At 46.3% G+C, this 11,916-nt stretch carries 11 protein-coding genes; 3 read left to right on the top strand and 8 right to left on the bottom strand.

Annotation, left to right across the window (positions count from 1 at the left end; genetic code table 11):
* Nucleotides 1-8: 8 nt before the first annotated feature.
* The 3 genes from Q502_RS08810 (at nucleotide 9) to Q502_RS08795 (ending at nucleotide 2,443) form a co-directional block, all read left to right on the top strand.
* Entirely contained in the window at nucleotides 9-1,109 is a 1,101-nt protein-coding gene (locus tag Q502_RS08810; RefSeq protein ID WP_099830316.1) for a glycoside hydrolase family 172 protein, read from the top strand.
* Between the two features lie 787 nt (nucleotides 1,110-1,896).
* A complete protein-coding gene (locus Q502_RS08800) occupies nucleotides 1,897-2,184 on the top strand; it encodes a hypothetical protein (protein WP_099830315.1) in 288 nt (95 codons plus the stop codon).
* The gene (locus Q502_RS08795; protein WP_099830314.1) at nucleotides 2,168-2,443 is read left to right on the top strand and encodes a type II toxin-antitoxin system RelE/ParE family toxin; all 276 of its coding nucleotides are present in this window, start codon (nucleotides 2,168-2,170) and stop codon (nucleotides 2,441-2,443) included. The genes Q502_RS08800 and Q502_RS08795 overlap by 17 nt, the downstream gene beginning before the upstream one ends.
* A 172-nt stretch (nucleotides 2,444-2,615) precedes the next feature.
* Here Q502_RS08795 and Q502_RS08790 read toward each other — a convergent pair whose 3' ends face one another.
* The 8 genes from Q502_RS08790 to Q502_RS08755 all read right to left on the bottom strand — a co-directional run bounded on the left by Q502_RS08790 (nucleotide 2,616) and on the right by Q502_RS08755 (nucleotide 11,628).
* Nucleotides 2,616-3,197, bottom strand: coding sequence for a hypothetical protein (locus tag Q502_RS08790; protein WP_133117339.1), 582 nt, complete (start codon nucleotides 3,195-3,197; stop codon nucleotides 2,616-2,618).
* Nucleotides 3,198-3,204: 7 nt separating this feature from the next.
* Nucleotides 3,205-3,999, bottom strand: coding sequence for a J domain-containing protein (locus Q502_RS08785; protein ID WP_099830312.1), 795 nt, complete (start codon nucleotides 3,997-3,999; stop codon nucleotides 3,205-3,207).
* Nucleotides 4,000-4,001: 2 nt separating this feature from the next.
* Nucleotides 4,002-4,847 carry a DUF5685 family protein gene (locus Q502_RS08780; protein ID WP_099830311.1) on the bottom strand — a complete coding sequence of 282 codons (846 nt, stop codon included), beginning with the start codon at nucleotides 4,845-4,847 and terminating at the stop codon, nucleotides 4,002-4,004.
* 937 nt (nucleotides 4,848-5,784) lie between these two features.
* Nucleotides 5,785-6,735 carry an ABC transporter permease gene (locus tag Q502_RS08770; RefSeq protein ID WP_099830309.1) on the bottom strand — a complete coding sequence of 317 codons (951 nt, stop codon included), beginning with the start codon at nucleotides 6,733-6,735 and terminating at the stop codon, nucleotides 5,785-5,787.
* Nucleotides 6,736-8,277, bottom strand: coding sequence for a sugar ABC transporter ATP-binding protein (locus Q502_RS08765; RefSeq protein WP_243392374.1), 1,542 nt, complete (start codon nucleotides 8,275-8,277; stop codon nucleotides 6,736-6,738).
* Complete coding sequence (locus Q502_RS14295; RefSeq protein ID WP_099830308.1) at nucleotides 8,270-9,481, bottom strand: hypothetical protein; 1,212 nt, start codon at nucleotides 9,479-9,481, stop codon at nucleotides 8,270-8,272. The genes Q502_RS08765 and Q502_RS14295 overlap by 8 nt, the downstream gene beginning before the upstream one ends.
* A gap of 24 nt (nucleotides 9,482-9,505) precedes the next feature.
* Nucleotides 9,506-10,432, bottom strand: coding sequence for a sugar ABC transporter substrate-binding protein (locus tag Q502_RS08760; protein ID WP_099830307.1), 927 nt, complete (start codon nucleotides 10,430-10,432; stop codon nucleotides 9,506-9,508).
* A 29-nt stretch (nucleotides 10,433-10,461) separates the two neighbouring features.
* Nucleotides 10,462-11,628, bottom strand: a complete 1,167-nt coding sequence (locus Q502_RS08755; protein WP_099830306.1) for an ROK family transcriptional regulator — start codon at nucleotides 11,626-11,628, stop codon at nucleotides 10,462-10,464.
* Nucleotides 11,629-11,916 lie beyond the last annotated feature (288 nt).

Raw genomic sequence — 11,916 nt, 5'->3', positions numbered from 1 at the left:
GGTTTAGGATGGACTTTTCTAGTGGAACTCTTAGAAACCTGATGACACTAAAAGATGCAAGGAGAGGAAGAATATCATCTTACGATGAAAGCGGCGGCAACAGGGACTGGAAAGCAATAGCAGCAGGAGAGACATTGGTTCTGGGAGAAATTGAAGGACCAGGAGTTGTCAGCCATATTTGGATGACATTCAGGTCTACTGAGAAGCACTTCTTGCGCAAGGGCATACTCCGGGTCTTCTGGGATGACGAAAGTGCGCCAAGTGTTGAGACTCCAATAGGGGATTTTTTCGGTGCCGGTCATGGGAAGACAGTTAACTTCTCTTCGCTGCCCATACAAATGTCGCCCGAAGATGGTCGTGGATTCAACTGCTTCTTTCCTATGCCATTCAGAAAAAGGGCACGGATAGAGATTACTAATGAGAATTCTTCCCAAGATCTTGTTGCCTATTACTATATTGATTACGAACTCTGGCCAAAGTTGCCAGAGAACATAGCTTACTTCCATGCGCAATGGCGAAGAAAGCAGGGCGTTTCGAGAGATGAAAGTGTTCTGGTGAAGACACTTGCTCCCAATAATCTAAAGGATTTTGCTCTGGAGCCGTTTGTAGCGAACAACATCTTCGAGTTTCAAGGCCAGAACAAGACCGGCAGGAACAACTACGTCGTTCTTGATGCTCAAGGCAAAGGTCATTACGTCGGTTGCTTCTTCTATGTTCATAACATGCGAGAGACAGATCAGTGGGATTGGTACGGAGAAGGCGACGACATGATTTTCATCGATGACGATTCGTGGCCGCCTTCCCTCCACGGTACGGGCACTGAAGATTACTTCAGTATGGCCTGGTGTCCATCTCAGAGATATGCGTCAGATTACTTTGGACTGGTACTTCCGGGAGATAGCAACTGGAAGGGTTACATGAGCATGTACAGATTTCATATAGAGGATCCGATTTATTTCAGCAAGTCGTTGAAAGTAACCATAGAAAAGGGGCATAACAACAATCGCTTTGACGACTATTCATCTGTTGCTTTCTGGTACCAGGCAGAACCTCACAAAAGTTTCGAATCACTGCTGCCACCTGAAGATAGGTTGCCCTATGCTGATTAGGAGTGAATTAATCCGACGATCACTCGATCTGTGAGCGATTTTCGGTGCTGTCCGAATTCATTGACTGCGATTCCCCAGAAGCAAGCAGAAGCGTCAAGTTGCTGCTCCCGTTTTCCTGTAAAGAAATTCGATAAGCGCGTTCTTTTGGAATGACTATTATTAGTACTAGCAACTGAAAACAGCATTTCTTGAACCCATTAGAATCGTTTCATGGAGTTCTGTCTCTTCTTTGACTCCGCTGTGATAGTTGTCGGCCATTTCAGTGCGGTAGTTGCTTCGGGAAGGCGAATGCCCTGAGGAGAAGAAAGGCGAAGGCTTGAGGAAGTGGTTTCCTCAGCAAAAAAAGAACAAATAAATAGAGAACAAATAAATAGGGTCAGACTCCATTTTTCACTGCTATGTGAGTAATTGCAATCGCCGCCAGCTCTATCGTTACCTGCGTTTTTACCGGCTTTATCCTCAAATTGTGGGGACACTGTCCGCACAATTGAAAACCATGCTGCCTGCGGACTTACATGGAATTGAAAAAGTGTAAATAAACGAAATAAACGGGTCAGACTCCATTTTTCACCGCTGCGAACACTACAAGAAGATGGTTGAGAAATCGAAAGCAGAAACAGGTATCTCCCAAGAAGCCTGTGCAAAGCATTTTAGAATGTATTCAATGGAAGGCCTTAGCAAGAAAAAATGAACATTCGAGTGTCGAAAACAAACCAACCGCACGACTTTAGAAAAGAAGGAATGATGGGTGTATAATTTACACACGATGTGTAACGGTGGTGAAGCCATGGAAAATATCAGAGAAACTAAGGAAAGGCATAACATCATGTTGAAACCCTCATCGTGGAAGATACTCAAAGAGTTGAAAAAAGTTCAGGGCAGAAGTGCCAGCGAAATCATAGAGCATGCTTTGTGGAACCTTATAAAAACAGAAGGATATAATTCTATGTACTTCAAGATAATGGCAACAACTGAACCATGTGATCCACAAGAAAACGAAGAGCTAACGAGAATACTAGATCAGATGACAGAAGAAGATCTAAAAGTAGTCAGAAGATATGAACTACATCGTTGAACTCACAAACGCGGCCGACAAGCAACTTGAAAAACTGGACCAGAAGCAGCAAGACAGGAAAAACGATACTTTACTAGATCTTTGTGAGTTCTATGATGGTTCGTCGAACAAGAAACCAGACATTAAGCCTCTTACTGGGAAGTATAATGGCCTTCTTCGATTGAGAGTCGGCAGTTATAGAGTAATATTTCAATTGAAAGGCGGTCAATTTCTGGTGCTCGTAATTCAGATAGTCAGAAGTGGAGACGCTTACAGATAAGATCAAATGTGTTCTTCTTTCTATCTTCTTATTAGCCTTCAGCCGGTCTTTGTTCTTAAGCTCACAGCGGATCTTCTTGACGCTTCTGATCTAAGTCCCCGCTTGAGCGGGGTGGCGTCATGCTCCTGCCGACGGGGAGTGTGCTCTTAAGATCGGTCGAGTTCAGTCTACACTAGATCTTCTTCTTCACTTCTCTCTTCATAGCCCTGCTGATTACGAGGAATATTATCAGAAAAGCTAGACCTGTTAGGACGGCTATGCTCCTGGAATAGCTAATAAATAAGTCTCCTAAGAAAAAGCCGCCCGCCAGAAACAGAATTGTGCATATCAGGTCTCCGACTGCGAACAGAGAGATAGCGGTCGCTTTCGGTGAATCGCTGAATCCGGCGAACACGGGCACATATTTCCCTATTAGGGGAATCACTTTCGAGAATAGGTAGAAGAGTCGCGGTGAAGAGAGAAAAAGGCCTGTTCCCAGAACCAGAAAACGCTTTAGCCAAGATACACTTTTTGAGCTGGAGTAATTGCCGCTGACTGCATTTCTGAAGTAATTACCCACCAGAATAAACAGAATATCGGTGGAGAGCAGAGAGAGAATGGACAAGAGTATAACGGGTACCGGTTTAAGTATGCCTGCGGCTATGAGTATCCCGCCCGACACGATAAAGACCGGAATGCCAGACTGATCTATTACTGTACCAAAGAAGACAACCAAGTATCCATACTCTCTCAAAAGCTCCAGGGCTCTATCCATATCAATGTCAACAGCAGTTGCAGAGGAGATCACATAAGATACAGGTGGCACAAGCAGCGGCAGTAGTTCCCACGTCTTTCTTGTTGACGTAGGCACCGCCCACTTTCCAGACCTGATCTCTTTGTTTGAGTGTTTCGTTGTTTGGATCTACAGACCTCAGTTCATTCCAGGTATTCGAAGCCTCGGTTTGGCTACCTAGCTTTTCGTACTGGATAGCTAGAAAAGCCAGATAGTTCGGCTCTCTGGAACCCACTTGCATAGCTTTCTTGATATATGTTATCGCTTCAGCGTGATTACCAAGTTCGGCGTGGCTAAAGGCCAGTTGAGCGAATATCCAATCGTCTTGTCCACCATTCCTGATTGCGGTTTCTAAGTCCTCAATCGCTTTCGAGTGGTTGTTCTGGCTGCTTTGCGCAATTCCTCTTATTCCGAACGCTTCATATCTCGAGCTGTCGATAGCTATCGCTTGCGTGCAGTATTCGATGGTTTTCCCCCAGAGCCTTTGAGAGTATGATTCGGTTGCGTTGGCGATCAGAATATCGTAATTCTGGGAAGCCCTGTCACTGTAATGATAACTTCTTTCCGTATGGACTCCCGAATCGTATTCCTCGCGTTTTTCCGGAGTCCCGAGGACTTCGTAGGCTTCATTTATCTCTTTCATCTTCTGTTCTGCGAGTTCACGAAGCGGATTGTTGGAATGTTTGTCGGGATGATAAAGACTTACGAGTTCACGATAACGTTTCCGAATTTCAGACTGAGTTGCATCTGGCTTTACGCCGAGCACCTCGTAATAATTGGCCATTCTCAGCCCTCCTTATCGAATTTCTCTTTCGCTATCTCAAGACTGTTCATCACAGTATTCATTGCGCTTGATACGATCTCTCTATAATAAGTGTCCAGTGAAGGTTTTCCTTGAAGATATATGGCCTTCAACGAAGACTCCACGCCATTCTCGACTAAACCTATCATGTCTTCACGGTTCTGACCCTGTAAGAGGTTGAAAGACCCTTTAGCTACGTCAGAATGAAAGTCTTCCAGCGCATCGACAAGGTACATGATTTTCAGCATATTTATGGAAATAGATTCGCTGCGTTCTGAGTTTCCATTAGCAGGGAAGAATTCAGCGGTCAATCTTCCCCCGAACTCTATGAATTTGCTTAGCCTGTCCAAAGGATTAAGCTTTGGATCTCGTTCGACTTCCAGCGCGGCTAAGCACTCTGATTTCAGATCGGAAATCGATATCTCCCTCTCCGCAAGTTTCCTCTCGGATAGTCTGAAGACCTTGCCAAGGATCTTCAAGAAGATCCTGTTTCTTATAGTAATCTCATTGTCAAACTCCTTGTCCCATAGGGCTATAAGGATCATCAATACAGAAAGATCAGACAATGGATCAAAGTAAGCCTCATACCCTGCCAATACTTCAACTTTCTTGGGTTGTATAATACAGCTCTTTTTTATTACCTTTTCTTCATCGATCGAAGGCAGAAAACCTGACTGAATCGAGAAGAAAATCGGATCATGCTGCAAAAGCATTGAAGCCCTTGTTCCGTATAGCCTCTTGAGATTATGGCAGAGCGTGCAGTAGATAACCTGATACTGTCTTCTCGCTTCGGGCGAAATCGAGTTCCCCGGTTTGAAATATCCAAGCATACGTACCTCGTTTTAGATCACTGCTTTTTTTACCTGTTCAGGCTTCATTTGATTCTCTTGTTACTGCTGTGGGCATCTCTGTGGAATCTTCAGATGCCCAAGGAATATATTATCTCACAGGTGTTACTGCTTCTTCACGCTGATCTACAGACTTTACCCTATCTCGTTTGTAGTCCACTGCCAGCCTTGCCGTGAGTACTAGTATCCTATAAACATACTCGATTACCTGTGAAAGCTTTACGAACTTGCAAAACCTAGAAACATTGAGACCTTGTCTGGCTGAAGACACCTCTCTGTGACAAAGCTTCCTCCAGATTCGCAAAGAACTTCTTGCAAGCAAGATATATCTTTGGGTAGTTCCTTCTCGTAAGATTGATACTGTCTCTTATCGTTGATACTCGAATGTCACTCAGATTATTCAACCACTTATCGAAAAGATCATCAAGTTCCCTTTCTTCTGCATCATCGACTGCTAGATAGTTCTTCCGAATAATTATGACTGCGAGAGCCTTTATGGTCTTAATTATCGAAGATTAAATAGGGTCAGACTCCATTTTTCAGACTAAACGAGAAATAGAAAACAAAAAATCTGCGAGATTATTCCTAAGGACAGAAAAAAAGTCAAGCAGGGCTCTTCATCTGCTCCTCCCTAGAGGATACCTAATACAAAAAGATTATGCCACTATGGTTCACATGTAAGCCATCTAAGTTCATCGTTGAAGAACGAGATACGGAAACACGTACAAAATGATGAAATGCCGCTCTTTCATGCCAGCAGTATGCAACAGCTCTCCACATCATACGGATTTACAGGACGGAGCATCAACGCAATGGAAAGAAACGGAATTCCGAAGCACTAAGGATTGGAAACTACTTCCGATATCGGGAGTAACTTCTGCCCCCGGAAGTACTTTTTCTCGTATGCAGAGTTCACCTTCTAGCCACGGGCCTTGTAGAATGAATCGAATCCAACCGCTGCCAGAATTACAAGTCCTTTGAACACATATTGAACATAGAGATCTATCCCAATCAGGTTGAACGCATTGGTTATCATCGTCAGCAACAACGCCCCGATGAGAGTTCTTACGACTGAACCTTCTCCCCCAGACACACTTGTACCACCGATTACCGCAGAAGCTATCGCATCCAGCTCATAGCCCTGGCCGGCAAGAGGTGTAACTGAAAGCAGCCTTGAGGCGTAGACGATTCCTGACATTGCAGCCATTACTCCTCCGGCAACGAAGGTCAGGGTTATGTAGAAGTCGACTTTGATTCCTGAGAGTCTTGCCGCCTCTTTGTTGCCGCCGATGGCACAGGAGTACCGGCCGAATTTCGTCTTGACAAGAATGAACTGACCGAGAGCTACTAGGATCAGCAGCAAAATTATTGGAAAGGGAATCGGCCCTATGTAGCCGTTGCCGATGAAAGCAAACCCTTCTGAATCGACATAGAGAGGATAGCCGCCCGTATACATATAAACGATCCCTCTTATAATCGTCATAGTCCCCAGAGTGGCAATGATTGGCGGGATATGGATTTTCGAGCTAAGGAATCCATTTACCGCTCCAAAGGCGGCACCAACAAGCAAAACAACAATCACTGCGAGGAACCAGTGCATAGAAGATTGCAGTCCAACCGCCATAGCGGCGGAAAGAGCCAGCAGTGATCCGACCGAGATGTCGAACCCGCCGCCGATAATGACAAAGGTGGAGCCGATAGCCATTATGCCGATTATCGAGCTCTGCCTGAATATGTTTATGATATTTCTCCAAGACAGAAAATTGGGTGTCATAAGCGAGATGACCAGCGCCAACACAAAGAATGCTATGATGATTTTGTACTTTCCCAGAAAGCTTACCAACCTCGACTTAACAGCGGGTCCTGACATTCAACTCACCACCTGATTATCTAGATGCTCTTGTTTTCCGCTCAACGCCTTCTTCAGGATCTCGTCCTGGCGAGCTCCGCGTTTGAATTCTCCCACGACCTCTCCATCTGCAATTACAAGGATTCTGTCGGATACTCTCTGAACTTCCGGCACTTCCGAGGAAATGAAGATAACGGAGAAGCCGTTCTCGGCAAGCTCTCTCACAATCGAGTAAATCTCACTCTTTGCCTTCACATCGATTCCCTGTGTCGCCTCGTCCATGATCAGCAATTTTGGGCTGGTCAGCAGCCACTTTGCGATTACGACTTTCTGCTGGTTGCCTCCGCTGAGAAACTTCGTCTGCTGATGTATCGAAGCAAGTCGGATATTAAGCCTTTCCCTGTATTCATTCGCCTTGACATACTCTCTCTTTGTCAGGATCAATCCGGGTGTCACAGTGAAATCGCTTATCGCAGGGAGAGTAATATTCTTGAAGACCTCGAAAAGCATTATGAGGCCATCGGATTTCCTGTCTTCTGGGATCAGCGCTATCCCTGCATTTATGGCATCTACCGGCGAGCTCAGATTCACTCTCTTGCCCTCGACAGTTATCTCGCCGCTGTCTGCTTTCTCGGCGCCGAAAATCGCCCTGGCCAGCTCTGTTTTTCCCGAGCCGGTGAGACCGGTAATTCCAAGCACTTCACCGGGATAGACTTCGAATGAGATATCCCTGACTCTAGGCAACTTTTGAACGTTCTTCACAGATATGACGGGTGGAAGATCGTAGTTTGCAGAGCTCGAAATATCTTCGATATCATGAAAGACTTCACCGACCATTAAATTGACGATTTCTTCTCTGTCAGTTTCAGCAGTATTCAGAGTGGAGACCTTTCTGCCGTCTCTGAGGACTGTAATTCTATCTGTAATTCTGAAGACCTCTTCCAGGATATGTGTGATATACAGAATCGAGATTCCCCTGCTTTTAAGTTGCGAGATTATCTTGAAGAGATGATCCGACTCTTCCTTCGAAAGCGAGGCCGTCGGCTCATCCATAATCACTACCCTCGAATTCCTGGAAAGTGCCTTCATGATTTCCACAACCTTCTGCTGTGCCACCCCGAGCCTGAATATCTTCTCGTCCGGTGAGAGATCAAATCCATACGATTCACAAAGGCTGCGAAATCTCTTTCTCATATTCTTCTCTGAAAGCAGGCCCGAGACCTGCATCTCGTCACCGAGGAATATGTTCTGCTCGACAGTGAATTTGGGAATGAGGCTCCTCTCCTGATAGATAACACTTATTCCCTGCCTGAAAGATTCCGTTGGAGATGAGAAGCTTGTTTCCTTCCCGTCGTAGAGAATAGTCCCGGCATCTTTCTGATAAGCTCCGACAATGCATTTTGTGAGCGTCGACTTTCCCGATCCGTTCTCTCCCAGAAGAGCGTGGACCTCCCCCTCTCTCACGTCCATGTCTACCCTGTCAAGAGCCTGAACACCGGGAAAGCTCTTGGATAATTCCTTCACTTCTAGAATGAGTCTAGAGCCGGTAGTATCTCTATTCAACTAAATCACCCACATACTCGAGAATCTTATCGCTTATGTGCCTTATATCCCACGAGAGAACAAACCCATCATGGCCTTTTCTAAGAGTTGCCTCTACATAATTCCCGACTTCGTCCAGTCCGACCGAACATACAGGTGGAATATTGACCGCCTCAAAGCCTGGGAAGATCCTGGTTACCGGATTGAGATTCATCTGGTCGATCTTATTCAGCTCGAGTACATAGTTCTTCTGATCGATGCCGCTCATTCTTATTTCTTCAAAGCTTTCAGGCAACAGAAGGCCGGTCAGCTCTCCGATAATCTCAAGCGCTTCTCTCTCCGAAAGCCGCAAGGCGTGATCCACGAGAATTTGCGCCAGAGAGAGAAGTTCCATCGGAAGTCCGGCCGGCCCCATTGTTTTGCAGTAAATCATCGGCTTCATCCAATCCACATGCCTGGATATTCTCTCGTAATCCTGCGAAACGATATTTCTAAGAGAAGGGGAGAAAAGATCCACGCCCACTTCAAGGCCCACGTTTTTCGCCCTGTCGGAATATTGAGTTAGCAGCTGGAGCACCGATGACCTTCTGAACTCGAGAAATTCCCCGGTAATTATGTAAAACTCTTTGAGAGTTTCAAGTACTTCGTCCATTCCCCTCTTCGAACCGAGCTTTCTTAAAAAACCGTGAATTGCCTCCTCAAAGGCTGAACCCGTTGCGCTCGATCTCTCTTTGCAGGTGTCGCAGAAGCAGGTAAGCATCTCTCCTATCCCGTTGGCCGGCGAAGGAAAACGGATCCTGTCGAGAAAGACACCGTCGAAGTCGGCAAGACCAAGGATTTCTTCGAAGCGGCTTAGAAAGGCCTCCTCCTGACTTATCTTGTTGGGGCAAAGAAATTCAAACTCCTCACCGCCGGCCTTTTGGGATTCCAGTATCTCCGACCGGCCGCTTTCTATCGTTCTGACTATCTTGAAGGCGTCCGTATCGAAATCTACTGGCGTGTCTGCCAGCATGGGATACCAGAGATGCGGAGAGACCCCGACGTCTCTGCAAATCGAGACAAGCGGGGAAAGATATTCGGGCCGGACCGACCAGATAATGAGCTTCTCAAGTCCTGCCTTCTTTGCCTTCGAAAGTTTCTCTGTAAGGCTTCCTGAATTATCCCTGGACAGCTCCTCGTTAAAGAACAGCTGTGAGAGGATATTGATCTTACCTGCTTCAGACATCAGCGACCTCCTATCGTATTTCTCTTACATTTCCGGTTCGAAATCGGCCACGTTATCCTTTGTAACCATTACTTGCTGGATCTCGATGAACTTTGGCACTTCCTGGCCGGTCAGGTATAGATGGGCGGCCTCAACTGCTTTGTAGCCTTCTTCAATAACCGAGAAATACGTGGAAGCGTAAACGTCTCCGGCTTCAATGTAAGGAACGAGCTCTTTCGCATACTCCAGGCCCAAAACCACTACGTCGGTGATTCCTCTCTCCTTGAGCGCCATCGATGCCGCTATGGCTCCCGACCACCACTGGCAGGCAATGACGTCGACATTTCTGCCGCTCTGGAGGAAAGCCTCCATGAACGCAAGCGTTCCTTCCTTTGTCCAGCCGTCGATAGGGCGCTTCTCAATTATGCTCCAGGAAGGATTTCTTTCAGCAACGGAGAGAAAACCCTCTTCTCTCATTCTCTGGGCAGTTGTACCTGGATTACCTTCTATAAGAATTATGTCGATGTCGGCGTTCCCAAAGAGCTTCTCGACAAATTCTGCCTGGACAACGCCTGATCCTATCTCAGAACGACCTATGTGGCTAATGACACCCGGATACTTGCCTTCAGGATCTGTTCCGATGCTGTTTGTGAATGTTATCAATGGAATTCCGGCTTCGTCGCAGCGAGTTACCGCCGTTCGAAGGGCCATGTTATCCGCCGCGCAAAGTAGCACGAGATCTACACCTCTTGCAATGAAGTTCTCAACCTGAGACAGTTGCTTGCCTGCATCCCATTCTGCGTCCGCATAGATCAGGTTCAGTCCAAACTCCTTAGCGGCCGCATCCAACCCTACTCTCTGGACGCTGAAGAATTCAACGGTTCCGGGAAGCAAAACTGCAACGTCCGTCCCAAATAGAATTCCTGCCGTTAGAACGAAGATCAAAGCCAGTAGAACAGTAATCTTTCTCATAAGTACCTCCTCTTGTAGTTTCCTGCCGTTCAAAATCCCGAAGTTCCCCCTAGAACCTCTTTAAGGAGCAACTCTTTCTGAGCAAAATAAGCTCCGCCGATGACAACACTGTAAGGCTCAAGAGCCGCTCTGACAAGTAGATCAGGTCTGTAAAGCTCTTGAGGAAGAACCTTCCTCAGAGTGCTGTCGATTATCGGGAAAATCCGGTCATACTGGTTGAAGCCAATACCACCCCCTATCAAAAGTCTTGCCGGATCGAGAAGCATAATTGCATTGGCAAATGCAAGCGCAAGATGTTCGCAGCCTCCCACAATTCTTTTGAGGATTCTCTCATCGGAGTCCATCTTCTCGAATAGGTCCTTTACGCTGAATTCCCAGCCGTTTTTCCTGCAGAAAGACTCGAGAGCAAATCCCGAGAACCACTGTTCGAGCCTTCCAAATCCAGCATTCATCTTTGATTCCGTAGACCAGTCGGTGACAAATTCGCCGATTTCGCCGGCTCCACCGACGCATCCTCTGTAAACCGAATCATTTATGACGATACCTGAGCCTATACCGGTTCCGATCGAAACCAGAATCACATCATTGTACTCCTTTGCAGAACCGATCCATGACTCCCCGAAGGCGGCAAGTGTAACATCGTTTTCGATCAGCGTCGAAATCCCGAACTTCTTCTCGACCGGCGTCTTGAGATCAAGATTGCCGATGTCGAAGGAGGGCATGTATTTTATCTTCTGCGTAGCCCTGTCTACCGTACCGGGAATGCCTAAAGAGATTCCCAGTACCTTCTCTTTTCCGACTCCCTCTATGTAACTCTCGAGCCTCTCATTCAACTCATCTACTAGACCCCTCTCGGTTCGAAGAAGGTCAGTGTCTATAGTGTCGCGTTTCAAGATATTTCCGTCGAGATCGATCAACGCGAAGATAGTCTTGGTTCCGCCTATGTCAACACTTAGTACGTTTCTGTAATCTTTTGCGAAAGAGATATTTATAGGTTTCCTGCCACCGGAAGATTTGCTCTGTCCGAGCCCGTTCTCTCTTACAACTCCCTCTTCAACAAGGTCGTTGACAATTGAAGATATGGTCGGTTTGCTGAGTCCGGTCAGTTTCGCTATTTGGACTCGAGAAGTACTCTTCCTTTCTCTAATTATCCTCAGAATTTCGCTCGTTCTGATCTCAGTAAGTTTCGATACCACTTCTTCCCCCCCCGCTTCCTTCCTTCATTTTCTTCTCCGCCGATTCATGACTGACAACCGGGAGATCGCTTACAGAAAACACCAGAAGGACATCATTCCAGTTGGTAAATAAAAACTACTAACTAATTCAATTGAATTATAGCCCTTGAAGCGTCAATGCCAAAGGGCAATCTGGCTCGACGGCGCGGATCCTACAAGCAGGATTTGACAACTAATCACTTTCACTCTTCTCTCTTGAACCGTAGTCGAGTCGTAAAAATGTTAGAGATGATTTCTCTATTCTCGAAA

The organism is Mesotoga sp. Brook.08.YT.4.2.5.2., assembly GCF_003351125.1.
In the GTDB taxonomy this organism is placed as follows: Bacteria; Thermotogota; Thermotogae; order Petrotogales; family Kosmotogaceae; genus Mesotoga.
Note: the sequence above shows the minus strand (reverse complement) of the source record. Positions and strands in the feature narration are given on the sequence as shown.

Excerpts from the sequence above, each read along its gene's own strand:
- Q502_RS08810 (WP_099830316.1), top strand. The coding sequence starts at position 9 with ATGGACTTTTCTAGTGGAACTCTTAGAAACCTGATGACACTAAAAGAT.
- Q502_RS08800 (WP_099830315.1), top strand. The coding sequence starts at position 1,897 with ATGGAAAATATCAGAGAAACTAAGGAAAGGCATAACATCATGTTGAAA.
- Q502_RS08795 (WP_099830314.1), top strand. The coding sequence starts at position 2,168 with ATGAACTACATCGTTGAACTCACAAACGCGGCCGACAAGCAACTTGAA.
- Q502_RS08790 (WP_133117339.1), bottom strand. The coding sequence starts at position 3,197 with ATGGATAGAGCCCTGGAGCTTTTGAGAGAGTATGGATACTTGGTTGTC.
- Q502_RS08785 (WP_099830312.1), bottom strand. The coding sequence starts at position 3,999 with ATGGCCAATTATTACGAGGTGCTCGGCGTAAAGCCAGATGCAACTCAG.
- Q502_RS08780 (WP_099830311.1), bottom strand. The coding sequence starts at position 4,847 with ATGCTTGGATATTTCAAACCGGGGAACTCGATTTCGCCCGAAGCGAGA.
- Q502_RS08770 (WP_099830309.1), bottom strand. The coding sequence starts at position 6,735 with ATGTCAGGACCCGCTGTTAAGTCGAGGTTGGTAAGCTTTCTGGGAAAG.
- Q502_RS14295 (WP_099830308.1), bottom strand. The coding sequence starts at position 9,481 with ATGTCTGAAGCAGGTAAGATCAATATCCTCTCACAGCTGTTCTTTAAC.
- Q502_RS08760 (WP_099830307.1), bottom strand. The coding sequence starts at position 10,432 with ATGAGAAAGATTACTGTTCTACTGGCTTTGATCTTCGTTCTAACGGCA.